Source organism: Chryseobacterium sp. SN22, from assembly GCF_008329705.1.
GTDB lineage: Bacteria > Bacteroidota > Bacteroidia > Flavobacteriales > Weeksellaceae > Chryseobacterium.
In genome coordinates this window covers 1-25,967 of the sequence record NZ_VTSX01000036.1, presented here as the reverse complement: position 1 = coordinate 25,967, position 25,967 = coordinate 1, and the positions used below count along the sequence as shown (strand labels likewise).

Annotated in this window: 26 protein-coding genes; 1 reads left to right on the top strand and 25 read right to left on the bottom strand. The window is 35.8% G+C overall.

All coding sequences use genetic code 11. From position 1 onward, the window contains the following. The first annotated feature begins 53 nt into the window (after window positions 1-53). Complete coding sequence (locus FY557_RS18885; RefSeq protein ID WP_149248786.1) at window positions 54-818, top strand: exodeoxyribonuclease III; 765 nt, start codon at window positions 54-56, stop codon at window positions 816-818. Between the two features lie 61 nt (window positions 819-879). Here the strand turns inward: FY557_RS18885 and FY557_RS18880 are convergent, their stop codons facing one another. The 25 genes from FY557_RS18880 to FY557_RS18760 all read right to left on the bottom strand — a co-directional run bounded on the left by FY557_RS18880 (window position 880) and on the right by FY557_RS18760 (window position 25,946). Continuing rightward, complete coding sequence (locus FY557_RS18880) at window positions 880-1,251, bottom strand: septal ring lytic transglycosylase RlpA family protein (RefSeq protein WP_149248785.1); 372 nt, start codon at window positions 1,249-1,251, stop codon at window positions 880-882. A 654-nt stretch (window positions 1,252-1,905) separates the two neighbouring features. Continuing rightward, complete coding sequence (rimO, locus tag FY557_RS18875) at window positions 1,906-3,207, bottom strand: 30S ribosomal protein S12 methylthiotransferase RimO (RefSeq protein ID WP_149248784.1); 1,302 nt, start codon at window positions 3,205-3,207, stop codon at window positions 1,906-1,908. A 93-nt stretch (window positions 3,208-3,300) separates the two neighbouring features. After that, window positions 3,301-3,846 carry a dTDP-4-dehydrorhamnose 3,5-epimerase gene (gene rfbC / locus FY557_RS18870; protein WP_149248783.1) on the bottom strand — a complete coding sequence of 182 codons (546 nt, stop codon included), beginning with the start codon at window positions 3,844-3,846 and terminating at the stop codon, window positions 3,301-3,303. 24 nt (window positions 3,847-3,870) lie between these two features. Beyond that, window positions 3,871-4,443, bottom strand: coding sequence for a sugar transferase (locus tag FY557_RS18865; RefSeq protein WP_149248782.1), 573 nt, complete (start codon window positions 4,441-4,443; stop codon window positions 3,871-3,873). Between the two features lie 9 nt (window positions 4,444-4,452). Next, entirely contained in the window at window positions 4,453-5,589 is a 1,137-nt protein-coding gene (locus FY557_RS18860; RefSeq protein WP_149248781.1) for an aminotransferase class I/II-fold pyridoxal phosphate-dependent enzyme, read from the bottom strand. 4 nt (window positions 5,590-5,593) lie between these two features. Continuing rightward, complete coding sequence (locus FY557_RS18855) at window positions 5,594-6,253, bottom strand: acetyltransferase (RefSeq protein WP_149248780.1); 660 nt, start codon at window positions 6,251-6,253, stop codon at window positions 5,594-5,596. Beyond that, on the bottom strand, window positions 6,250-6,861 hold the full coding sequence (locus FY557_RS18850) for an MBL fold metallo-hydrolase (protein WP_149248779.1): 612 nt from the start codon (window positions 6,859-6,861) through the stop codon (window positions 6,250-6,252). Before FY557_RS18850 ends, FY557_RS18855 begins: the two co-directional genes overlap by 4 nt. Beyond that, a complete protein-coding gene (locus tag FY557_RS18845) occupies window positions 6,861-7,604 on the bottom strand; it encodes an SDR family NAD(P)-dependent oxidoreductase (RefSeq protein WP_149248778.1) in 744 nt (247 codons plus the stop codon). Before FY557_RS18845 ends, FY557_RS18850 begins: the two co-directional genes overlap by 1 nt. A 6-nt stretch (window positions 7,605-7,610) precedes the next feature. Continuing rightward, on the bottom strand, window positions 7,611-8,372 hold the full coding sequence (locus FY557_RS18840; RefSeq protein ID WP_149248777.1) for an SDR family NAD(P)-dependent oxidoreductase: 762 nt from the start codon (window positions 8,370-8,372) through the stop codon (window positions 7,611-7,613). Then, window positions 8,365-8,586 (bottom strand): acyl carrier protein, encoded by a 222-nt coding sequence (locus FY557_RS18835; RefSeq protein ID WP_149248776.1) that lies wholly within the window; start codon window positions 8,584-8,586, stop codon window positions 8,365-8,367. Before FY557_RS18835 ends, FY557_RS18840 begins: the two co-directional genes overlap by 8 nt. A 19-nt stretch (window positions 8,587-8,605) precedes the next feature. After that, entirely contained in the window at window positions 8,606-9,673 is a 1,068-nt protein-coding gene (locus FY557_RS18830) for a 3-oxoacyl-ACP synthase III family protein (RefSeq protein ID WP_149248775.1), read from the bottom strand. Next, a complete protein-coding gene (locus tag FY557_RS18825) occupies window positions 9,673-9,903 on the bottom strand; it encodes an acyl carrier protein (protein ID WP_149248774.1) in 231 nt (76 codons plus the stop codon). The genes FY557_RS18830 and FY557_RS18825 overlap by 1 nt, the downstream gene beginning before the upstream one ends. After that, complete coding sequence (locus FY557_RS18820) at window positions 9,884-10,714, bottom strand: GNAT family N-acetyltransferase (RefSeq protein ID WP_149248773.1); 831 nt, start codon at window positions 10,712-10,714, stop codon at window positions 9,884-9,886. The genes FY557_RS18825 and FY557_RS18820 overlap by 20 nt, the downstream gene beginning before the upstream one ends. 4 nt (window positions 10,715-10,718) lie before the next feature. Beyond that, window positions 10,719-12,242 (bottom strand): amino acid adenylation domain-containing protein, encoded by a 1,524-nt coding sequence (locus tag FY557_RS18815; RefSeq protein ID WP_149248772.1) that lies wholly within the window; start codon window positions 12,240-12,242, stop codon window positions 10,719-10,721. Window positions 12,243-12,251: 9 nt separating this feature from the next. Next, window positions 12,252-12,857 (bottom strand): sugar transferase, encoded by a 606-nt coding sequence (locus tag FY557_RS18810; protein ID WP_149248771.1) that lies wholly within the window; start codon window positions 12,855-12,857, stop codon window positions 12,252-12,254. A gap of 12 nt (window positions 12,858-12,869) precedes the next feature. Beyond that, a complete protein-coding gene (locus tag FY557_RS18805) occupies window positions 12,870-13,769 on the bottom strand; it encodes a glycosyltransferase (protein ID WP_149248770.1) in 900 nt (299 codons plus the stop codon). Next, on the bottom strand, window positions 13,766-14,791 hold the full coding sequence (locus FY557_RS18800) for an EpsG family protein (RefSeq protein ID WP_149248769.1): 1,026 nt from the start codon (window positions 14,789-14,791) through the stop codon (window positions 13,766-13,768). The genes FY557_RS18805 and FY557_RS18800 overlap by 4 nt, the downstream gene beginning before the upstream one ends. Next, window positions 14,778-15,635, bottom strand: a complete 858-nt coding sequence (locus FY557_RS18795) for a glycosyltransferase family 2 protein (protein ID WP_149248768.1) — start codon at window positions 15,633-15,635, stop codon at window positions 14,778-14,780. The genes FY557_RS18800 and FY557_RS18795 overlap by 14 nt, the downstream gene beginning before the upstream one ends. 2 nt (window positions 15,636-15,637) lie before the next feature. Next, complete coding sequence (locus FY557_RS18790) at window positions 15,638-16,636, bottom strand: hypothetical protein (protein WP_149248767.1); 999 nt, start codon at window positions 16,634-16,636, stop codon at window positions 15,638-15,640. After that, window positions 16,637-17,740, bottom strand: coding sequence for a UDP-galactopyranose mutase (gene glf / locus FY557_RS18785; RefSeq protein ID WP_149248766.1), 1,104 nt, complete (start codon window positions 17,738-17,740; stop codon window positions 16,637-16,639). It abuts the gene before it with no gap. After that, complete coding sequence (locus tag FY557_RS18780) at window positions 17,727-19,169, bottom strand: flippase (protein ID WP_185151771.1); 1,443 nt, start codon at window positions 19,167-19,169, stop codon at window positions 17,727-17,729. Before FY557_RS18780 ends, glf begins: the two co-directional genes overlap by 14 nt. A 215-nt stretch (window positions 19,170-19,384) precedes the next feature. Next, entirely contained in the window at window positions 19,385-21,742 is a 2,358-nt protein-coding gene (locus tag FY557_RS18775; protein WP_149248764.1) for a GumC family protein, read from the bottom strand. Window positions 21,743-21,807: 65 nt separating this feature from the next. Beyond that, complete coding sequence (locus tag FY557_RS18770) at window positions 21,808-23,100, bottom strand: nucleotide sugar dehydrogenase (protein ID WP_149248763.1); 1,293 nt, start codon at window positions 23,098-23,100, stop codon at window positions 21,808-21,810. A 60-nt stretch (window positions 23,101-23,160) separates the two neighbouring features. Further along, window positions 23,161-23,904 carry a polysaccharide biosynthesis/export family protein gene (locus FY557_RS18765; RefSeq protein ID WP_228451840.1) on the bottom strand — a complete coding sequence of 248 codons (744 nt, stop codon included), beginning with the start codon at window positions 23,902-23,904 and terminating at the stop codon, window positions 23,161-23,163. A 113-nt stretch (window positions 23,905-24,017) separates the two neighbouring features. Beyond that, window positions 24,018-25,946: a polysaccharide biosynthesis protein gene (locus FY557_RS18760; protein WP_149248761.1), complete on the bottom strand. Its 1,929-nt coding sequence runs from the start codon at window positions 25,944-25,946 to the stop codon at window positions 24,018-24,020. Between the last annotated feature and the right edge of the window lie 21 nt (window positions 25,947-25,967).

The window sequence follows — 25,967 nt, the reverse complement described above, 5'->3', positions numbered from 1 at the left end:
ACCGGAAAAAATCAAAGATTTTTCCGCTCCTTTTTTATTAATATTTTTGGGGCATGAAATTAATCACTTATAATGTAAACGGAATCCGGGCGGCTTTCACGAAAGACTTTTTAGGATGGCTGAAAACGGCTGATCCTGATATCATCTGCATCCAGGAAAGCAAAGCAGGAAACGACCAGATCGATATTGAAAGCCTGGAAAAACTGGGTTATCACAGTTACTGGCATTCGGCGGTACGAAAAGGCTACAGCGGCGTCGGAATCGCTTCAAAAATCAAACCCAACCATGTAGAATACGGATGCGGTATCGAAAGCTATGACAGCGAAGGAAGAATCATCCGTGCAGACTTCGATGGTTTTTCAGCCATTTCGGTATATGTGCCTTCCGCTTCCAATATTGAAAGGCTGGAGTTCAAGATGCAATTCTGCCGGGATTTTCTGGATTATATTAAAAACCTGAAGAAAGAGATTCCGAATCTCACTATTTCAGGGGATTTCAACATCTGTCATGAAGCTATTGACATCCATGATCCGATACGCCTGAAAAACGTTTCCGGATTTTTGCCGATGGAACGGGAATGGATGACGGATTTTATTAATGAATGTGAATTGATCGACAGCTTCCGGTTTTTCAACGGTGAGCCGGACCATTATACGTGGTGGAGCTACCGGCAAAATGCAAGAGCTAAAAACAAAGGCTGGAGACTGGATTACAATTTTACGTCATACAGCTTAAAAGACAAGCTCACAAGAGCCGTAATTTTAAAAGAAGCGGTTCATTCCGACCATTGCCCGGCATTGGTGGAATTAAGCCTTTAAATAAAGCAAAAAAGAGGCGGTCTCAAATTGAGACCGCCTCTTTTAATTTAAATCATAAAATTTAATCGACAATTTCATATTCCACCGGAATGGTACCGTTACCGGTATCCCCGATTTCATCGAACGCTGCTTTAGACATATCCAAAGCTCTTGTAGAATGGTAAGGCCCTCTGTCATTTACTTTAACTATTACCTCTTTACCATTGTTAAGGTTCGTAACCTTAATACTTGTTCCAAAAGGAAGCGTTCTGTTTGCCGCAGTGAACTTTGCATTATCAAAGACCTCTCCGCTGGCTGTTTTTCTACCGTTAAATTTATCGTGGTAGTACGATGCATAACTTGTTTTTTTCGCATCTATGGCATTCATTTTGAACGAATAAATACCAAGGGTTGAAATCATCATTATGATTACGAGAATGAATCTTTTCATCATTTTGAACTTTTATTGGTTTTGACAGGGGCAAATCTATAAGGATTCTTTTAACGAGCCTATTTTGTTTGTTAACATATGTTAATGAAAACTAAAAATTATCTTAATTTTATATATAACTCATTAATATAGCATACTTTAAAGCCTGTTGTTAAAATATGTTAAAAAAAGTACTTAAACGTTAATAAATTTAACTAAAATACTGAAATTAACATAAATTTAACACTTAAATAGGTTTGATAATCAATATGTTAAATATTTTCACAAAGCTTAAAACATACTCTGACCTTATCCTCAAACGCCTGCTATCAATGACTGTAAGGCTGTTTGCATGAATTTAATATCCAGTTCATCAGGATTCCTGACTGCGGATTGTTTTAAGTACCCGGAATTCTTCAATAGGTTTGGTTTTATTTAATGATCGCAGAGAGCAAGAGGCTTTTTAACTAGTATGCGTTTTTTAATTTTACAAAGCCATTTCACTTAAAGGAGTTAACAGAGTTTAAATTCCTCAGGATTATAAAATCTTGTCATCAGTATCTCTGAAGCAAAAAAATTCTTCCTAATCTTTAGATGGTAAAATAAAAAATAAGCAATGAAAATTTCATCGCTTATTTTTAAGATTATACTGATCTTCTCTTTTGATCATTAAAGTTCTTATACCAACTCTCCGTATAAATCGAATTCTTCAGCAGAAGTAATCTTTACATTGGCAAATTCACCGATGGAAATATAGGTATTTTCAGCAGAAACCAGAACAGTGTTATCTACATCAGGCGAATCATATTCGGTTCTTCCTATAAAATAGTTGCCTTCCTTTCTGTCGAATATACATTTATAGACCTGCCCGATTTTTTCCTGGTTTTTCTCCCATGAAATCTGGGACTGGATTTCCATGATTTCTTCTACCCTTGCTTCTTTTACTTCCTGAGGAATAGTATCCTCAAGAACATAAGCTCCCGTATTCTCTTCATGGGAATAGGTAAAGCAGCCCAGTCTGTCGAATTTCTGCGTTCTTACCCAATCTTTCAGTTCCTGGAAGATTTCTTCCGTTTCGCCGGGATAACCTACGATCAGCGTAGTTCTGATGGCCATATCCGGAACTTTCTCTCTGAATTTCGCCAGAAGGGCATTCGTTTTTTCGTGGCTAGTTCCTCTTTTCATCGATTTCAGCAGTTCTGAATTGATATGCTGTAATGGAATATCAATGTAATTGCAGACTTTAGGTTCTTCTCTGATAATATCCAGCACATCTTCGGGAAATCCGCTTGGGAAAGCATAGTGAAGACGGATCCACTCGATCCCTTCGACTTTTACCAGCTCTTTTAATAAATCTCCCAGTGCCCGCTTTTTATAGATATCAAGACCGTAATAGGTAAGGTCCTGTGCAATCAGGATCAGTTCTTTGGTTCCTTTTTTTGCTAATTTCTGTGCTTCCGTCACCAGCTTTTCAATCGGGGTGGAAACGTGCCCTCCCCTCATTAACGGAATCGCGCAGAAAGAACAGGGTCTGTCGCATCCTTCAGAAATTTTAAGATAAGCGTAATGTTTCGGCGTGGTCGTTAATCTTTCTCCTACCAATTCATGTTTGTAGTCCGCGCCCAAATGCTTCAGTAGGATCGGAAGATCCCTTGTCCCGAAGTACTGGTCCACATCCGGGATTTCACGGATCAAATCCGGCTTGTATCTTTCAGACAAACAACCGGTAACGAAAACTTTTTCTACTTCACCTCTGTTTTTAGCCTCTACATAATCAAGAATCGTATTAATGGACTCTTCCTTTGCGTTATCGATAAATCCGCAGGTATTGATCACCACAATATCTCCGCGGTCTTCATGAACAACTTCCTTACCGTTGGCTTTAAGCTGGCTCATCAACACTTCGGAATCATAAACGTTCTTGGAGCATCCAAGCGTTACTACATTAATTTTCTTTTTACCTACCGATTTCGTACGCATCTTTTTGATTTTGAGTTTGCAAAGATACAAAATATTGAAGAGTCTGAATTAAAAAAATAAAAGCCGCTTTGTAAAACGGCTTTGTATCATCTTTTAAAAATTCTTTTCCTTGAAACCCGGAGCATTTTCATCTTTCTCGGAAAGAACAGCTTCACCGTCAGCAATCTTCCAGTTGATATTCAAATCCGGATCATTATACTTTACGCTGCCCTCCGATTCTTTATTGTAAAAATTGTCGCATTTATAAGCAAAAACTGCCGTTTCACTCAGTACAGAAAATCCATGTCCGAAACCTCTGGGAACGTACAACTGTGTCTTATTTTCAGCCGTCAGCTCAATCCCGAACCACTGTCCAAAAGTCGGTGAATCTTCTCTAAGGTCCACTGCCACATCCCAAACTTTTCCTTCAAGACAAGAAACAAGCTTGGCCTGGGCGTGCTCTCCTTTCTGCAAATGAATCCCTCTCAAAACACCGTATGAAGATTTTGAGATATTATCCTGCACAAAATGCCCATTCATTCCCGTAAGCTCTTCGAACTTTTTTTCATTGAATTTTTCGAAAAAATAACCTCTGTCATCTTCAAAGATGGTAGGTTCGATAATATAGCAGTCTTTTAAAGGGGTTTCTTTTATTTTCATATTGTTGATAATAATAAAGGTAATTTATTTTACGATTACTTTAAAAATCGTTTTCATTAAAATTCTGAGATCATTGGCCAGCGACATATTTTCGAGGTAATGCAAATTCATTTTAAGCTTATCCGGAAAAAGGACTTCATCATTATACCATAAAGGGTCTTTCTGAAGCTGTAATACAGCATTTTCATTGCTGTACTTAATACTTGCTTCGGAAGTAAGACCCGGTTTCAGTTCAAGTACTTTTCTTTCGGCTCCTGTCAGGGCATCATAATAACCTTTCACATCCGGGCGAGGCCCGACAAAACTCATATCCCCTTTTAAAATATTGAACAGCTGCGGCAATTCATCCAGCTTATATTTCCTCAGCAATAAGCCTGTTGCAGAACTTACTTTCTTTTGATCGTGAATAGTCTTAAACTTATAAATGATAAAAGTTTTTCCAAACTGTCCTATTCTTTTCTGGAAAAAAATGCCATTAGAATGTGTATCGATAGTGGCTATAATAAATAATACCACTAGCAAAGGCAGGAAAAAAATAATTAATATAAATGATAAAATACTATCAAAAAATATTTTCCAATACCTGTACCGATTCATACCAGCTGATTATTTCCTGAAGAAATTCCTGATTACAGCTTCAATCCGGTCTTTTTCGTCTTCCTGAAGATTGGATCCTGAAGGAAGGCACAGCCCGTCATTAAATAGTTTTTCAGAAGTATTGCCTCCGTAGAAAGGAGCATCTTCGAATACAGGCTGTAAATGCATCGGCTTCCACAACGGCCTGGATTCGATGTTATCACTTAGGAAAGCTATTCTTAATTCTTCACGCGTTTTCCCGGCAATCTGCGGATTTACAACGATTGAGGAAAGCCAGTGGTTGGAATAAAAATCACTTGTAGGTTCTGAAAATACTTGGACGCCTTCGATCTCTTTAAAAAGCTCTACATAGAAATCATGCATCTTTCTTCGGGCTTCTACACGACTGTTCAGTACTTCCATCTGCCCTCTCCCGATTCCTGCTACAATATTGCTCATCCGATAATTGAATCCAATTTCAGAATGTTGATAGTGCGGCGCATTATCTCTGGACTGTGTGGAAAGGAAAACGGTTTTTTCTTTGTCTTCTTCCGTATGACAAACTAAGGCCCCACCACCTGAAGTCGTTATAATTTTATTTCCGTTAAAACTCAGGATCCCAAAACGTCCGAAAGTCCCGCAAGGCTGGCCTTTGTAAGTGGAACCCAATGCTTCGGCCGCATCTTCGATGACATCGATTTCAAATTCGTTAGCAATAGATATAATTCCATCCATTTTGGCAGGCATCCCATACAGATGAACCACAATAATGGCTTTTGGCTTCTTGCCTTTCTGAATCCTTTCTCCGATAGCCTGTCTTAATCCGGCAGGGCACATGTTCCAGGTTTCCGGCTCGCTGTCTACAAAAACAGGTGTTGCACCGCAATAGGCAATTGGGTTTGCGGAAGCAGAAAACGTCATTGACTGGCAGATGACCTCATCTCCGTATCCGACACCACATTGCACCAAAGCCAGGTGAAGGGCTGCCGTCCCGGCAGACAAGGCCGCAATTTTGGTATTATGTCCCAAAAATCTTTCCAGATCTTCTTCAAAACCATTTACATTCGGCCCTAACGGTGCCACCCAGTTTTCAGCAAAAGCCTCATCGATATATTTTTGCTCATTTCCTCCCATGTGTGGCGAGGAGAGCCAGATTTTTGAGTTCATTCTATTAAGATCTTATAATGGTTACTTTTTCTTTAAAGCGATAAAAAACCGTTTCATGATCAGAAACATTTTTATCAATCACCATCCCAGCCTGAATCGTATTTTCAGAACCTATCGTTACTGAAGGGATCACTGTACTTCTGATTCCGAAAAAGTTTTTGTTTCCTACGTTTACATTGCCTGCCAAACCTGCGGTTGAAAAGAAGTTATAATCTCCTATTTCACAATCGTGACTGATGAAACTGTACGAAGTAATCAGGTTAAAGTTCCCTATTTTACAATTAGGACCGATAACCGAGTTTGGATATATAATATTTCCTTTTCCAAGCTTTGCCGATTTTGAAAGTATAACTGAAGGATGAATGATGGTTGGAAAATTCAGTTTCTCAATATCCAGTTTTCGAATAACATTTTCTTTACTGCTAGGATTTGAAAAACCAAAAATATAAGAATATTGATCTGAGAACCTGTGGTCTGCAACAGATCCCAGAAACGGTTCTTTAAAACCGTATTTTTCAGATTTTACATTAAAACTATCTGCATCATCATCCAAAAAACCATAGATCTCAAATCCGGCAGACTGATCCTGGTTCTGTATATCTTCCAAATAAGAAATTATTTCTGAGGCAACCGCCCCAATTCCTATAAAAATAATTGGTTTCATAAATTATTATTAACTTCAAAAATATACCTATCGCCATGTCCCGGATAGATCGTTTTTCCCTGAAGCATATTACTGTATTTTTCTATACTTTCCTGATAATCTTTTCTCGAACCTGTCGGCAGATTTGTGACAATCCTGCTCCCCTGCAAAAGAAAATCTCCGGAAAAAAAGGCATCTTCAATTTTCAGACTTAAAGAGGAATCTGTATGTCCCGGGGTACTGAAAATTTCAAATTCTAAACCTATCATCTCAATAAGCCCTTCACTGATTAAAATATCGGCTTTATCCACAATCAAATTCAGCTGATTATGAAAAATTGCCAGATTTTTCTTAGGGTTAGACAGCCTGTCAGATGTTTTATGAGAGGAAACGACAAGTAACTCTGGAAATTGTTCTCTTAAAAAATTCATACCTAGGATATGATCAAAATGTTCATGAGTCAGAAAAACAAACTTTAAATCCAATTCATTATCCTGTAAATAACCTGTAAGCCTTGTATCGTCTTCGGTACCGGGATCAATAATTAAAGCTTCACGACTTCCGGAATTGAATAAAATATAAGATACAGAATCAACAGGTGAATTTATAAACGAATGAACACTGAACATTATCCTGTAATATTAACGCTTCTTCCGCCGTCAACCGTAATCTGCTCTCCCGTCATCCATCTGGAATGTTCCGACAACAGAAAGCTGACTGCTTCGGCAATATCCTTTGGCAAACCAATTCCCAAAGGATATTGTGCAGACATTCTCTGGCTTACTTCTTCATTTTCGAAAATCGATTTCGTCATTTCAGTAATTACCGCGCCAGGCAAAACAGAATTTACCCGAACTTTAGGAGCCAATTCTACGGCCAGACTTCTCATTAATCCATCCAGAGCTGCTTTAGAAGAGCCATAAGTACTCATTGCTTTTGCACCCCGGTTGCTGATATTGCTGGAAATAAAAACCACATTATTCAATGCGGAATTATTCGCTTTTTTATTTGTGAGGAGTTTTATAATGGTGTTGGCAGAAAAGACGTTGGTTTTAAATGTTTCCAGTATCAGATCCTGACTCACCAGCTTGAGGGGAACCATCTTCATGAATCCTGCACAATGGACAAACTTTTGAACGGTCAATTGATTTTCAGAAAGGAATGAGGAAATATTTTTCTCCAGCTTATCTAAGTCTGAGAGGTCTAAAGGCAAGATATAAACTGAATTTTCAGTCAGACATTTTGCTTTTAAAGCTTCCAGTTTCTCTGTATTTCTACCACTGAGGATGATATTGTATTGTTGAGACAGCGTTATCGCCAATGCTTCGCCAATCCCTGCCGTAGCCCCTGTTAAAAAAAGTGTTTCTTTCATATAAAATTATTGTGCCGTGAACCCTCCATCTACTGATAAAATACTTCCTGTCACCCATTTGCTCATGTCTGACAGCAAATAGGTAATTCCGTAAGCAATATCTTCTGCTTCACCCAATCCTAAAGGATGAAGCTGGTTTAGCCTGTCGTTATATTCAGGATCAAAAGATCCCGAAACATTGTCCAGCATCTGTGTTTTGATAAAACCCGGTGCCACACAGTTCACCCGGACGCGCTTTGGTGCCAATTCTATGGCTAATGATTTAGTGATGCCGTGCAAAGCTGATTTAGACATCGCATACGCTACGTTAGCAGCAGATCCTACCAGCCCATAAACCGATGAAATAAATACGATTGACGGGTTTTCCGGTGTATAGAATTTATGTCTTGTAAATACTTTTGCCAGTTCTAAGGCAGCTACTGTATTTATCTTCAACACTTTATCTACAGTATCTGTATTTAATGTTTTGAGTGGTGATACATAAGGTATTCCTGCAATGTGAACCATCCCGTCCAGCGGACCGAAAGTTTTTATTTTATCACCAACTATATTTTTAATACTATGAGAATCGGATAGATCAATAGCAAGAAAATCACATTGTTTATTACATGATTTTAAAGTTTCTTTTAATGATTCTTGGTTGATATCCAATAAAAGGAGCTTTGCATTTATGGAGGATAAATACAAAGCTGTTGCTTTTCCAATTCCCGAACCTGCTCCTGTGATAAGAACCGATTTTCCGGAAAAGTCTAAAAAGTTTTTATGCATTTTGTTTGCTTAGAATTAGTTGATGTAAACCTTCAATGGTTTTAGCATCTGCAATTTCCGCATTCGTTAATGATACCTGATAATCATCATCTGCCAAGGCGATAATCGATAGTGTAGTCAAAGAATCCCAAGCTTCAAAAGAAGTAAGTTCGTCAGAAGGATTTACACTATCTACTTCCATTATTTCGGCCATTTTTTCCAAGAAATCTTCCATAATTTTATTTTTAAATCTTTTATTTATAAATGAGTTTGCAAAAGTTCAAATTCCCGAGGTTCATAATAATGGTTCCCCAGGTAAGACCTACCCCGAAGCCAGAAAAGCAAACTTTTAATTCTGAATTTTCCAATTGTTCTCCTAAATTATAGGTTGTCACAACCGGAATAGTCACGCCACTAGAGTTACCAAAGTTTTCAACCACATTGAACGGTAATTTGTCTCTACTTACCCCGATTTTATCTGCCAATTTCTGCAACATAAAACGGTTGGGCTGATGAAACAAGAAGTAATCTATACTATCTACACTATCATCAGAATTTTCTACAATATTTTTTATCTGTTCCGGAACTTTTGTCTGAACAAAGTTGAACACATTATCACCCTGCATCACCAAATGATTTTTACTTCTTTTGTTACCAAAAGCATCCTCATAAAGTTCTGAGGTTTCTATGGTGACAGGCATTCTCGCACCGCCTGAAGGAATATTAAGTGCCATTGCTCCGGTCCCGTCCATTCTTATTTCGCCCACAATGGAAGTGCTATCGGAAGTATTTTCGATAATAGTGATTGCTGCGGCATCACCGATCAGCGGATTACTGTTGCGATCGAATTTTGATACTTTAGGGCTTAATACATCTGCATTGCACAGAACGACCTTATTAACTTCTTTATTAGTAAGCAGCATAAAAGCCTGCTGCAATCCGACGACAAAACCGGCACATCCCTGATTGATGTCCATACAAAATACACGTTCGTCTAACCCATATCTGCCATGTATCAAATTGCTGGTCGGCGGCATGATGAATTCCGGACTCTGGCTTACAAAAAGCAGTGCGTCAATAGAATCTTTATCCAAGAAGTTGTTTTCGAATAGATAATCTAAGCCTGCTATTGTAAGATCAAAGCTGGTCGTGGATTCTTGGGCCACCACTCTTTTTGATTTAAAGCCCATGGCTGCTTTAAGTTTCAACGATTTCGCTTCAGAAAAGCTGTAATTATGCATTTCATCTTCAAACATTACTTCGTTTGAAGGTAAAATGCTGAGCATTCCTGTTATTTTTTTATTTGAAAAACTGATTTTCATTATTGTGCACCATTCTTTTTAAGCAAAGTTTCTATGGCATCTACCGATTCGAAGTTTTCCGGTAAAATATCCGTACCATCTATCGAAATTCCAAAGGCTTCATCAAGTTCCGTTACCAAAGTAATCAGATCAAAAGAATCCAACATCCCCTGAGAGATAAAATTTGTTTCTGTGCCGAAATTGAATTCGGGACGAATTCCGTTTAATATTTCAATAATTTGGTTCTTCATATTTTTTATTTTTATTTATTAAAATCAAATTGTGCATGTCTTCTTCAACAAACCCAAAATGTTTATATCGTTTTATAGCATTTTCATTACTTTCAATAACCCAAAACAGCTCCCTCCTAATATTTTCACCGAGGTTGAAAAATAGCTGAATAAGTTTCGAACCGATTCTCTTTTCACGGTAGTCCGGATGTACAAACCAATAACGTAAATGGCTGGTGATCCCATAATACTCAAAAACAATAAATCCCTGAATTTCATTATTGTCTGAGAAATAATAAGCATTCTTATTTTCAATAAATCCCTCTATTTCTTCAATTGCCGGAATCCGCTCAACAAATTTATCAAAATATTTTCGATAGAGTTCCTGAAATTCTTCTTTATTATCAGCAGCCAATAGGTGAATATTCTCAAAATCTACTTCTTCAACCTGATTTCTTATTTTACTCATTCTTACCATTGAAGAATATTCATAAAAACCGTTTTGCAGGAAAGCATCCCTGATATCTTGCAGATACTTTGAATTGCCAACTGTTTCTACAGAAATATCGGTATCAGAGTTTTTAATTTCGTTATTTAGAAAATATTTTATTTCTTCAATATCTGACGCAATAAAATATAACCTTTTGAATCCGTCGTCATCTGTAAGCAAAAAACACGCCTTTTCTGTTTTAAACACCTGAATTTTATTTTCAGACCATAACCTGTTAAATTGTAATTCAGTCATAAAGAAATTGGCTTTCATTTCTTTAGACTTTAATCTAAAAAGTTCGGATTTTATATCAGAATACGTAAAATTCGTTAAGTGTTCCATTTTTCTATACGTTAACTTGCTGATTTAAAAATGCCCTATCGATCTTCCCGTTTGGATTTCGCGGCATTTCATCATAACGAATATAAACTGTAGGAATCATATATTTGGGAAGGCTGGCTAAAAGTTCTTTTCTGAAGAAGGCTGGCTGTATATCCTCAGGGTTCTCATAGTACAAGACGATTTCCTTATCGGCACGGTTATAGACACAACATGCATTTTTAGCAATTTTAAGGGTATTAACGACAATGTGTTCTATTTCGCCCATTTCGATTCTGTAGCCCTGATGTTTAATCAGTGTATCTTTACGGCCTTTGAAGATAATTTCGTTTCTTTCATTAAGCGCAACAACATCTCCTGTTCGGTAAATGACTTCGGGATAGTGCGGATTCAAAGGATTCTGTACAAATGCCGCAGCCGTCTTCTCAGGATTATTATAATAACCTAGCGCCAAAGAGCTCCCTCTTACGCACAATTCTCCTTCTTCTCCTTTTGCAGCTAATTTATCTTCATCGGTAATAATCAAGACGTCTGTATTTTTGTACGGAATCCCTATCGGAAGCGGTTCGTTATCCTCAAAATCACGGTCTACAATAAAATAAGTACAATCCAGTGTAATTTCAATCGGCCCATAGAGATTGGCAAACTTTGTATGGGTAAGTATTTTTTTCCAATAATTAAATTGTTTTGTAGGGAAAACCTCACCTGCAAACCAAACCAGTTTCAAGCTTTCAAGATTCACTTTGGTAAGCAGATCCATATTAGCAATATTCACCATAATTGTCGGTACCCAGAAGATAAAACTCACTTGAGTCCTCTGCATTTCTTCCAGTATCTTTATAGGAAAAGCAGCCATGTTTTCCGGTAAAACTACGATACAGCTCCCTTTTGAAATCAGCATACAAAGTTCATAACTGAAAATATCAAAAATGACAGGCGATAATGATCCTATAATTTCATTCTGTGAGAACTGAAAAATTTCATCCGAAACCTCAATAAAATCTACAAAACTTCTGTGGTTAAGGGCAACCGATTTCGGTGTGCCTGTAGAACCTGAAGTATTGATTACACAAGACATATCGGTATCAATGCTTCTTAGCTTTAATCTTTTCAGTAATTGCTCATCAGTATGATTTTCTGCTTTCAATTCATCAATAAGAATGATCTTTTCTGAAGCATAAATACCTTCCAGGCTTTTCAGCAAATTTCTTGTTGTTACGATAAATTCAGGCTGCACCAGATCCAGGATATTTTCGATACGCTGCATAGGGCTTTTTATATCCAGATTAAGATAAGCATTTCCGGAAATCATAATCCCTAAATCCGCTACAACGCAATTGATGGATTTCGGAAGATAAACAGCAACAGGCTTATTGATAACATCCGACTTTTCAAGAAGGTAATTCCCTAAAACGCACACATTTTTATAGAGCTGATCAAAAGTAATCTCCTTATCGTTTTCGATAACGGCAGTTACCTTTCCTTTCTGCTTTACCGTTTCGACTAAATATTCTATTAAGTTCCTTTTCATAGTATTTTGTTAATTCTTCCCGTTAAAGCCTTCCATCGTAACTTGCCCTTCTTGGGAAATTCCTTCTCTGATGATTACTTTTTTAATGGTTAAAAAATATATTTTGACATCCAAAATTAAGGATATATTATCCACATACCAAACATCCAATTCAAATTTACGTCTCCATGAAATGTTATTTCTTCCATTAACCTGTGCCCAGCCTGTGATTCCCGGCCGCACTTCATGACGTCTTTTCTGCACATCATTATAGAGAGGCAGATATTGTGGTAATAAAGGCCTTGGCCCAATTAAAGCCATATCCCCTTTTAAAACATTAACTAATTGCGGAATTTCATCCAACGAAGTTTTTCTTACAAATGCTCCAATTGATGTTAGACGTTCCGCATCAGGCAGTAAAACACCATTTGCATCTTTTCTGTCATTCATCGTTTTGAACTTGATGATCTTAAAAATTCTTCCTTGCAAACCCGGTCTTGCCTGAAAAAAGAACGGTTTTCCTTGGTTTACAATGAAGAGTCCGATTGTTACGAGTATAAATATCGGCGAAAAAATCACCAGCCCGATGAGTGAAGCCAGAAAATCGAAAGAACGTTTGAAAAAGTACTTATACATAGGCGGAACAAATTAAAATTTCAATAAATTCAGTACTGCAAAAATGAGAAACTTTTTTTTATCCCTCATCAATTGAGTATTATATTTTAGGATTACGCGGTTTCTTGAAAAGTAACCTTTTAGAAACTGCTGATAGATTGCATAAGCCTCCGAACTTTTATCCAAATGCTGAATGTAGTTTTTTATATGATTCTGATAGTACCCGTTAAATACTTCTGAGGATTTTTCTTTTACCGTATTCCAGGACAACTTGTTGAGGTGACCATGAACGTTTTCCTGATGCAGGCGGTAATGTATATAGGAATTTTTATCGATCACTACTTTGCAGTTTCTTGATCTGGCAAAAAAATACACCAACCAGTCGTGCGAAAATCCTTTCCAATTGGTAGAATCTACATTTTTTAAAAAGTTCTGCAGATCTTTGGCAAACTTTCTTGTAAAAACATAAGTACAGCCTGCGCTTCCGCCTTCAAATAAAAAATCGAATTTTTTCTGAGGAAAATCTTTTTTAAGTTCATTATAGGAATTATCCGAAGTATCCCATTTGGTAAGATTGGAACAATACAGTTCTGCATGATTTTCCTCGAGCAGTTCTATTGCCTTTATCATTTTTTCCGGCATCCACACATCATCCTGATCTGCAAAGGAAACATATTCAAAATGTTCGTTAAAATCCAGTCCGGATACCATTTTCAGAAAATTTTTTGCTGCAGATCCTGTCCCCGGAATATTTTGCGACACTTTTATATAGGGATATTTTTCCTTAACAATCTCCAGGGTTTTGTCTTTACTGCCGTCATCGCTGAGGATAATATCCGGCACAATGCCTTGTTGCTTCAGAATAGTATTTATCTGCTCTTCTATATATTTTTCTCCGTTATAGCCGGCTAATAGGATTTTTACTGTTTTCATTTCAATAATGTTAAGTCAAAGTGGCTGCCAAAAAAGATATTATAAAATACGAAACCCAGTACAATGCTAAATACCATATTCAAAATTTTGTCATATTTTAATTTGCCGTAAAAAGGATATATAACGATGTAAATAATAATGTAATACGAAAACCTAAATGCCATTACCGGATTCAGAAAATATAAGATCAGATAGATCAGGAAGATCGCACAATAAAAGTTATTATATACTGCAGTTTTTTTATATTTATAAATTAGCAAAGTAAGACCTATAATCATGACTAAGTATAATTTATGAAAGATACTTACTCCATATTTATCAGCTACATTGGTATCGGTATAGGTATCTAATCTATTGGTAATATGGGAAAAGTAAGGCAAACTTAATAGCGAAGAAAACACCAAGGCTCCCAGAAGAATGAGTAGAAATTGCTTATAAGTCGGTTTACCAAAGCCTAAAAACGTGGCGGCCAACGCAGGAAGTGCGCTTGCGTGCGTTAAAAATCCAAGATAACCTGCCCAGAACTTCTTTCCTAAAAGTAAATAATATGCTAAAAATCCAAATAAGAAATAAGCTGGTGAATTTCTTAAAACAGTGTAAGTAAGCAGAGTATATGAAAAGACAAAGAATATAAGTTTGATCCAGTATTTTATATTCTTCCGGTAAGCAAGCCAGATATAAAAAATTAAACTGAAAACAAAATTAATTAAATACATTCCATTTAAAGACTCTTTCCAATCCTGCGTATATTTGAATAGTGTATTTAAAATTAAAGGAAAATAAGGTTCACTAAAAATCGCTTTCCATTGAAAATGATATTCTTCAAACATAAAGTTTGCATAGCCTCCATAGTCTGCATTTTTTTCTATCGGAACATAAAGTCTGAGCAATAGAGAACAGATAACAAATAAAACCGCAGGAATAAATGCAAGTTTTCTTAGTTTGCTATGAAAGACCAATAACAAAAACATATAAGATAGAAATGTTATCAGGATGTAAAACTGTAGCTCAAATTGTGTCATACCTATAGTTTCTTCCTTCTTTTTTGAAGCCGGCTTTTATTCCTTTCATTATGTGTTTAGCAGTTTGCAATGGCTGAGGAGAGAGCAAAATATAGCTTGGAATTCTGTATGCAAATTTAAATATCTGTGTAACCTTCCAACCTAAGGGGATATAATTCCGCTTGAACATATACATCTGATTCCTGAATATATAAAAATGCCTTATCCCATTGGTATGGTAAGGTTTTTCTATAAAAAGAAATTTAACTACTTTTTCCCCCATATTATGCAGGAGCTTCGAAGCAGGAACCCTTATTAACCGATACCCTTTGTCTCTGGCCCGGAAACACCATTCATAATCAATATAATCAATAAAAAGGGTTTCATCCATCAATCCTACTTTCTCAAAGGCATCACGTTTACAAAAGGATCCGGATGTAATGATTACGGGTACTTCATATGTTTCTTGATGATCTGCGTTTCTATGCTCTTCTAATGTTCTCATGTCAACAACTTCCGGTGAAGTTGCTATAATATCGGATTTATTTTCAAGCACTTCTATCATGGGCTGAAAAAAATCTTTTTGAATTAAGGAATCCTGATCAAACAATGCTATATAGCCACAATCTTTAAATTCCAAAGCTTTTTTGATTCCTTTATTTAGTGCCAGCGAAAGTCCTATATTTCCATTATTCGATAAATAAACAATCTGATGGCTCGTATCTATCAAATCAGCTATTGCTTCCGGCAATTTTCTTGTGGAATTATCTATAACAATGAGGGTGTCAGACTGTAATAAAAGGGCTTCTATATTTGCCAGATTATTACTTTCAGGATTGTAAAGAACTATAATACTGTATATCATAATTAGCTTTTTATAACTTCTTCATAAAATCTTGCAACCTCTTTTTCGAAAAGACTTCTTTCTTTGTTGATTATTTCTTTGTAATAGTTTTGCGAATTGAGATTTTCATCAAAATTATTCACGACGTCAGTAATTATCAAATCTATATTTTTTAAAAAGTCGGGAGACTTTTCATCAAATTTATATTTCTGAGGGATTCTTATATCTTCTTCATTTCTGGCAGAGCCTCTTTTTCCCGTAATAATAATACAATTCTGTAATCGTGCTTCTCTGGGAATACGGTCCTTTCCCGGATGCCATCCAAAATCGATGTATATTTTAGCACTGCGCAGGGTTTCGGCCACTTGTTTCTGATTCATATTAACAATCGGAATAAAACGTATTGCCGAATTTTTATTTTTATAGAAATCAATAATTCGTTTTGTTACATTTTTTCCTTTTGCAGGATTATAACAAATAATGTCAGACTTGTTAATTTCAGGACCAACATCTAAAAAGCCTGTGTTAATATAGTCACTTAAATATTCTGATTGTACCGAATAACTGGATAAAAAATCTTTAGCATATTTAGATTGAACCAGATGCTTATATCCTTTTAATTTTGAAATCGGAGTAATGGTTAAAGCTTTTTTAATTTCATAAATAAATGACTTGAAACCATAGTCTTTCAAATAATCAAGGTTTAGATTAACTTTATAATTGTCAACCGACAGCCACCAAACATACACTTTGGCATTTTTGATTGCAGAAATATGCTTTAACATTGTTTCCGCAACAACAATCACATTATCAGTTGAGTCATTTAATTTTACCGATTCATTTTTTTTAGTGCTGTATTTCTTAAAATTAGGATTGATTTCCATTTCAACAAATGATTTATGCTCTTTGTCATAATAAGCCATTCCTACATCAGCTCCCAATTTTTCCAATTCATAGTTAAGCTGATGAAGTAATTCCGTTCCTCCTGTTGTTAATTTTGAAGGGCTAATAATCTGTATCATTTATTGTAATATTTTTTTTACTTTAGTTAAAGCCGAGCCGATTACCTGGTGCATATCATAATATTTATACTCTGCTAACCTTCCGCCGAAAATTATATTATCTTCTTTTTCTGCAAGCTCTTTATATTTTCTGTATAACTCAGAATTCACCTCATCATTGATCGGGTAATAAGACTCTTTCCCCTCACTCCATTCATCGGGATACTCGTAGGTAATTACTGTTTTAGGCTGTGTACCAAATTCAAAATGCTTGTGTTCAATAATCCTTGTATAAGGTTCATTGCTTGAAGTGTAATTAACAACGGCATTGCCCTGGAAATTTTCTTCATCCAGAATTTTGTTTTCAAAACGTAAGCTTCTGTATTGTAATTTCCCGTAGCAATAGTCATAATATTCATCTATTTTTCCGGTAAAAACCAGATTCTCGGCAATATTTTCCCAATATTCGCGATCTTCGAAAAAGTCTACTTCTAATTTTACTTCTATCCCATCTAACAAACCTTCGATAATTTTGTTATAACCCCCAATAGGAATCCCCTGATATTTATCGTTAAAATAATTGTTATCATAAGTAAAACGTACCGGTAATCTTTTGATGATAAAAGCAGGGAGATCCGTAGCTTTTCTTCCCCATTGCTTTTCCGTATATTCTTTTATAAGAATTTCGTAAATATCTTTTCCTACCAAAGAGATGGCCTGCTCTTCCAGGTTCTGAGGGTTTTTAATTCCTGATTCTGCTTTCTGCTCGTTTATTTTTGCCTGGGCTTCAGCCGGGGTTTTCGTGCCCCACATCTGATAGAATGTGTTCATATTAAACGGCAGATTATACATCTTTCCGTGATAGTTGGCTACAGGAGAATTGGTATACCGGTTAAATTCTGCAAACTGATTAACATAATCCCAGATTCCTTTATCGTTTGTATGAAAAATATGAGCACCATATTTGTGAACATTTATTCCTTCTACATTTTCACAATAGATATTTCCGCCCGGATGGTTTCTTTTATCTATTATCAGACATTTTTTCCCTCTTTTATTGGCCTCATGGGCAAAAACTGCTCCAAATAATCCAGATCCAACTATTAAATAATCATATTTTTGCATATCTCTTGATAATTTTTGATGTAAATGTTATGAAATTTTCTTCCTTAATAATGTAATATTGAACAAAAAACTGGTAAACGCCAATTGAAATACCGGCAAATACGAGTTTTTTAATTAATGAATCCGTCAGATTACTTGTAAAATATATAATTCCCAATATCGGCAGCGAGCAAAACAGAGAAAGCAGTGTAACCCTGTAATTGATATTCAGATGAAAGTTTTTGCGCACAAAATAAAACATAATAAAGGTAACACAAAGCTCTGACGATAAGTTAGCAATGGCTGCACCTACTTCATTGAAATGAGGAATCAAAATAATATTTAAAACAATACTGCAGACCAGCCCGAAGAAAACAGATTTCGTCATCAGACTGTCCCTGCCCGTTGTCGTGAGCATTTGCATCCCCAGTATGTTGGAAATTCCGATCAGATAAATTACAATACACAGAATACAGAAGGAAGTTTTTGCGGGAAGAAATTTTTCACCGGCAAAAATGATGATGATTTCATTTGATAATGCGATCATGGAAACAATCACCGGAAAAGCAACAATTCCTACAAAATCAAAGGATTTCTGAATAAGCCTGTTGAAATAAGCATCATCTCCTGAAGCGTGTGCCTGAGATAATTTAGGGATCAGCACAGATCCTAATGCAGTCACTAAAATCACCGGAGCCTTACTTACTCTTAATCCTAAGGAATAATACCCCACCGCATCTTTTGAAGAGATGAATCCCAAAAAAACAGAATCCAGTAAAACATAAATACTTATTGCTGCTGTAGAAGCAAATATCAATAATAACGGTTTAATATGCTTCCTTAACCTTTCCCATTTCCAGACCAGTGTAAACTTTACGTATTTTCTCGAATACAAGAAATTGATTACCCCATTAATCACACTGGATCCACACAAAATGACAAAAAACAAGTAGTAATCCTGAGGCTTTTTTATAAAAATAAAAACCAGAAGTAAAGAAAGCGATCTTACAATAACTGTTCTGACGGTTATATATCTGAAATTTTCATTTCCCTGATAAAACCATTCTATAGCCAGAACATTGCAGACAACAAGAGAAATTCCTATAAGGAACATATTCTTGTTTGCACTAAATTGCGGCACAAGATAGATTAAAGCTGTATAAATCACAACCAGCAGCAAACTGCTGTACAGATGTATCGAAATCAATTCACTGAAGACCCCGTCCTGGTTTTCGTTTTTTTTCCTGGCAATTTCTCTGATCCCGTAAATCGGGATCCCGAGAGCAGCAATCAACATAATGTATCTGCATATATTTTCCACAAAAGAAACCGTCCCTACTCCGTAAGGCATAATCACTCTTGATACATAAGCATACATGATCATCGGAACGATAACTTGGGTTACCGTTAAAATGACGTTATAAGAAAAATTTTTTTTTATGCTGCTCACAATTGTTATTTAAATACGCAAACCGTATACTCTGGATTATTTATAAAGCTTATTCAGGGGTTAGTTTCTTAGAAAATAAGATGAACATGACCATTGGATGCCAAGTTAATAGTCATAGTTATTGTAATTGTCTATCGATTAATGAAAAGCTTATTTATTATATTGCTGTCCATCAGCCAACTTCTAGCTAGGCACAATATCAATAGTCCTACGCATTACAATCGATCTTTAATCTTTTCCAGCCAGCTTTTCTCTGTGGCAGAATATCCATAGCCGTATTTGTTTCCATATCCGTAATGATTCTTATCCACATCATTAAGTACAAATCCCACATTTTTAATTTTTTGGCTGTTAATATTGCTATTGGCAAATTCGATAAGTGATTTTTCGGTATATCTGGATCTCGTTACATACAAGGTTGCATCAGCCAGATCAGCAAATAGGAAAGTATCGGTTACCAGTAACAGCGGAGCAGTATCTATGATAATATAATCATACTTGGTTTTCAGATTATCCAAAAGCAATTCATATCTTCCATTGCTTAATAAATCTGTCGGATTTGGCGGAATCATTCCCGAATAAATGACATCACAATGCGGATTAAATGAAGTAACATGGATGATGTCTTCCAGTTTGGTCTGATCTGAATATAAATATTCCGTCAAACCTATCAAACCTCTTCTTGAGGTATTATATCGCTGAAGCTGAGGATTTCTTACATCCGAACCAATAATAATTACTTTCTTATTAGGGGTAGCTAAGGTTAAAGCTAAATTCACGGAAACGAAGGTTTTCCCTTCACCCTTTACCGTAGACGTAACAAAGACCACTCTTCCTTTTTCTTTTTTAGGTAACAAAAAGTTCATGTTGGTAATTAAAATACGGAACGCTTCTGCTATGGGCGAAAGGTCATTCACCTTCACAATATCAGATTCTCCTTTTAAAACACTTGGTAACTCTCCTAATATAGAAGTAGGAGAGAGTTTTTCCAGATCATGCTTGCTTTTAATTTTATTATTAAGCAATTCTTTAAGATAGATAAAAATAACAGGCAAAAGAAGTCCGAGCACCAATGCACCTGCCAAGAAGATCATTTTTTTAGGAGCTACAGGGGCGGGTGATGCATAAGCATAATCTATAATTCTCGCCTTATTTGCCGTAACTGCCAAAGAAATAGCGGTTTCTTCCCTTTTCTGTAACAAAAGAAGGTATAAACTTTCTTTTATCTGCTGCTGTCTTTCAATACTTCTGAACAGTTTTTCCTGTGCAGGAATTTTTGTAATCTTTGAACTTATCTGATTCTGTTCATTTTGATATTGATTCTTAGCCAATTGCAGTCCTGTTCTATTCTTCAGGAGACTTTCCATAACAGAACCTTTCAGAGAAGAAATTTGTTTGGTAAGATCCATTACTACCGGGTTTTGAGGAGTGGCATTCTCAAGTAACCTGTTTCTCTCTAATACCAGCTGATTGTAAGCTGAAATATTCGCTACGGCGCTGCTATTACTTAACTCAATATTCGAAGGTAACACCTGCGTATTATTCTGTTTACCCATAAAACCGATCAAGGCATTGGTAAGCTCGAGTTGTGATTCCAGTTCGAGTTGTTTTGATCGGGCTTCTGCTGACGTCTCAAGGCTTAGCTTGGCTTCAGTAGATAAATCAGTAATCTGATTGCTGGCTTTGAAATTTTCCTTTTGGTTTTCAACCTGTCCCAGTTCCTTTGATATAAGGTTTATTCTGTCATCAATAAAATCTTTTGTTTTTTTAGATTCAGAATTTTTATCATTGATGGCATCATTATTATATACCTGTACCAAAGTATTTACAATATCCTTGGATTTGTTTACATTAGGGTAGTTTAATGATAAGCTTATGACGGTTGCTTCTTTGTTAATTAAACTTACGCTTAATATTTTTTGCAAGTAATTTACAGTACCTTCTTTCGTCATATAGGTAAAGTACATGTTACTTACATCGCCTGCCTTGTATTTATTAAAGGCCTGGTTTCTGATAATTAACAGATTCGCATATGGTAGGCTGATCGTCTTATTGAACTGTGTTTTAATTTCAGGGAAATTCTCACTTGTTAAAATGATATCCTGGCCGGAAATTTTAATATTTACCGGTGTGATCTTACCTGTATAATCTTTTTCATTAATAACCTGGATCGTTATAGGAGATGTATTTTTATAAAGCTCCCTGTCACTTAAATTGGATTTTGCGTATATAGAAGTCTGAAGATTGTTCTGTTTTACAACCTCATGCATTAGCTTTTTAGACTTAAAGATTTCTATTTCGTTATCGATACTGTTTGTATCCATCCCTCCAAAACCGGACAAATCCTGTAAAACTCCGAATTCATTCCCTGCAGAAGGCGCTTTTTTAGCATCTTTAATAAGCACGGATGACTGAACATTGTATATTGGTGTAACAAACTTTAAATAAAAGTAAGTTATAACTAAGCATATGATCGGTATAATAATAAACCAGATCCAGTTTCTTGCATAAGGCTTGATTATCTCCTGAATATTAATTTCTTTTTCTGATCCTCCAATAACCGGGCTATCCATTATTTATTTTTAAATTTTATAAATTGCCCTATTGTTTTATTTAACAACAGGTATTAATTAGTTTTTTAAAGTCTTGCGTCAACCAGATTTCTGTCTATGCAGGCCTTGGTATCGAAAACAACACATTCTTCTTTTTTTATTTTTTCAAAATCCAATGAGAGAAATTCTTTGTGAGATACCGCAATAATAATTGAATCGTACTTTTTGCCCTCTTCTAGCTCGTGGAGAATTGTGACCCCATATTCGTGTTGTACTTCCTCCTTATCAGCCCATGGATCACAAATATCAACCTCTACCCCGTAATCTTTCAGCTCATTATAGATGTCGATCACTTTTGTATTTCTCACATCAGGACAGTTTTCTTTAAAAGTTACTCCTAAAATCAAGGCCTGAGAATTTTTAATTACATTTCCTTTACTAATCAGAAGTTTTACCACTTTCGATGCTATAAATTTCGCAATCGAATCGTTTACCCGGCGTCCTGATAATATAACGTCAGGATGATAACCCAGCTGTTCAGCTTTATGCGCCAGGTAATAAGGATCTACAGAAATACAATGCCCTCCGACAAGACCCGGCTTATATTTCAGGAAGTTGTATTTCGTTCCGGCAGCTTCCAGAACGTCATTGGTATCGATTCCCATCCGGTCAAAAATAAGAGCCAGTTCATTGACAAATGAAATGTTGACATCTCTCTGGGCGTTTTCAATTGCTTTTGAGGCTTCTGCCACCCTGATACTTGGTGCCTGATGGGTACCTGCCGTTATTATTGTCTTGTACAAATCATCAACTTCTTTTGCCGTTTCAGCGGTAGATCCGGAGGTGACTTTTACAACACTGGTCAAAGTATTTACTTTATCTCCCGGATTAATCCTTTCAGGGGAATAGCCTACAAAAAAATCTTCGTTAAATTTTAATGCTGAATATTTTTCAAGAATCGGAACACATTCTTCTTCCGTACATCCCGGGAAAACGGTAGATTCAAATATGACAATATCTCCTTTTTTAATAATTTCTCCAAGCATTTTTGATGCGCTAAGAAGAGGATTGAGATCAGGAGCATTGTATTTATCAATAGGTGTTGGTACGGTTATAATAAAAACATTGCAGTCAGCAATTTCCCGAATATCACTTGTCCCTCTATATCCGATACTTCCATCCGACTCCTGATAACGGACCAAACTGTTTTTAAGTTTATTAAGATCGGCTTCTAAAGTCGCGTCATGACCACTATTAAGCTCATTAATTCTTTCCGTATTAATATCAAAACCCATTACCGGATAATGATTCGCAAACTCCAAAGATAGAGGTAATCCTACATATCCTTGTCCAATAATGGCTATATTGTATAATTTCATTACTTTGTGATTCTGTCAATAATTAAATTATCAATAGGTATTGATAATTAATGGACCATTTTATTTTCTGTTAAACAAACTTATGACAACGGCAACAGCTGTTATGCCAATGGAAATGGCTGTCAGATAAAGTCCTGTATTGGGGTTTTGTCTTGACGTTATTTCCTTCGCTTTATTGGACTGCACAATAATGGCATCGCCCTGCTTCAAATAATAATAAGGTGAATTAATCAGATTGGCATCCTGCAGATTTACTTTACCATGAGTTACCTTTCCTTCTTCTGTTCTTATCACCAGAATATCATTTCTCTTTCCATACATCGTAAGGTCTCCTGCCAATCCCAGAGCATTGAATATGGTAGCCTGCCCGTTTGCTACTACATAATCACCCTGTCTGTTTACTTCCCCAAGGATGGTAATTTTAAAATTGGCAAGTCTTATATTTACGGTGGGATTGATGACATACTGACTTACTTTGCCCATGATCTCGTTCTTAAAATCAATTAAAGTTTTGCCGGTTGTATTAAGTTTCCCAATAACCGGAAAATCGATATTGCCGTTACTGTCTACAATATACGTAGGGCCAGATATAGTTGTTGTGCCCTGATTAGGCATATTCCCTCCTGCATTGGCATTGTTCTGAATCGTTTCGGAAGAAGAATAATTTTGGTTAAATGGTTTTACCACATCCATATCCTTAGCAGTAATCAGGATTACTAACTGATCTCCTGTCTGTATGGTATTATTTGATTTTTTTGCAGATGCTTCAACAGCCACTTGCTCTATATTCTGCAAATAGTTCAAATCATTTTGGGTATTTTCTTTAACCTTACATGATATCAATAGCAGTATAGAAAAAAGTCCTAATATTCTACTTTTCATATTTTAAAATTGTACAAAGATACATTTTATATTTTCTATTTGTCCAAAACTTCATAAATGGAATTATTACTTTTGAATTCCGGAACAATGGTTTTTAGAATTTTTACAACTTCTACCTTATCTCTTTTTATAGAAGCTATGGTAAGCATTTTCGTCATTTTGTCGATTTCTAAAAAATTTATGCTCGGATCTTTAGAAATCATAATTTTGTCGTTATGGGTAGGAAGTGTTTTAGCATCATCACTCAGAAGTTCTTCATACAATTTTTCACCCGGCCTCAATCCTGTATAGATAATTTTAATATCGATATTGGGCTCAAATCCCGATAGTTTAATCATTCTTCTGGCCAGGTCTAAAATTTTCACCGGCTCGCCCATATCAAAAACGAAGATTTCTCCTCCATGCCCCATAGTTCCCGCCTGCAGCACAAGCTCACAGGCTTCAGGAATGGTCATAAAATACCGTACGATATCGGGATGAGTAATGGTTACCGGACCACCTGCTTCTATCTGTTTTTTAAAGTGTGGGATTACTGAACCGTTTGAACCTAGAACATTACCAAACCTCGTGGTAATAAATTTCGTGGTATTTCCATCTACATTCTGTAGGGATTGTACATACAATTCTGCCGTTCTTTTGGAAGCGCCCATTACATTGGTCGGATTTACGGCTTTGTCAGTAGAAACCATTACAAATCTATTGACTTTATACTTACTAGATAATGAGGCTATGATTTTAGATCCGAGAACATTTACCAAAATACCTTCATGCGGATTTTCTTCAACTAACGGAACATGCTTATAAGCTGCCGCATGATAAACCATTGAAAAGTTATAGGTTTGGAATAAAGGTTCGATCCTATGCTTATTAGAGACATCTGCTAATACAAACTTGAATCTAATATGAGGAAATTTATTCTTCATTTCAATCTCAATATCGTATAAGGGAGTTTCTGCCTGATCTAGTACAACGATTAAAGAGGGATTAAATTGGGCTACCTGTCTTACAATTTCACTGCCGATGGAGCCTGCACCACCTGTAACTAAAATATTCTTGTTATAATGCCTGCTTTTAACCTCCTCATTTTCGATCTTAATCGGTTTTCTATTCAGCAAATCTTCAATCTGAAGGGTTCTGATAGATCCTCCCAGATCACTATCTCTCAGCTTTTGAACAGAAGGGGCCTTGAAAATATTAAGGTCTTTTTCTAAAAACAAATTCACCCATGAATTCATTTCATCTTTAGACATCATTTCTTTGATGACAATTATTCCATCTACTAAAAGTTCCTCTTTAGTATTTTGTTCTATTTTATCTTTGGATAGGATAGGTTTTCCTAAAAGTGATGCTCTCTTTGAATCGGTTCTTTGCGTGAGAAATCCCACTACATGATACGGTAAGCTGGGGTTATCCAAAATTGCTCTTGCGATCGCGATAGATTGCTCATCTATTCCTAAAACCAGAATTCTTTTTTTTAGCGTACTTCTCCTATACTCTCTTACAATGTGAAAAAATTCTTTTACATATAACCTAAAGAGGAATAACCCCATGAAAGAGATAATAAAATATAAAATAAGGTAAGCTGTAAGGATAAATTTTGTACCGGTAGCCCAGAAGTAGAGAATATTTATACTTCCTACAATAAACATTGTACAAAAGCAAGATATCAATAATTTAAAAAGATCTATAAAAGTAGAATGCCGTATAATACCTGCATAAGTCTTAAAAATGTACATTAAAATGACATTTACAAATACTATACATATAAAAACTGTTATTTCATTTTGGTGATAAATGAATTCTGTCTGAGTAATTTTCTTTATAATATAAGTAGATAGAAATAAAGATATTATCAAAATAAGAATATCTATAGCAAGAATTATCCATCTCGGTAGATATCTTACATCCGAAAGATTTACAACATTATCCCCTCCGAATATTTTTTTTCTAAGAGAATTATACATTGTTATTACTTGTGTTCATTT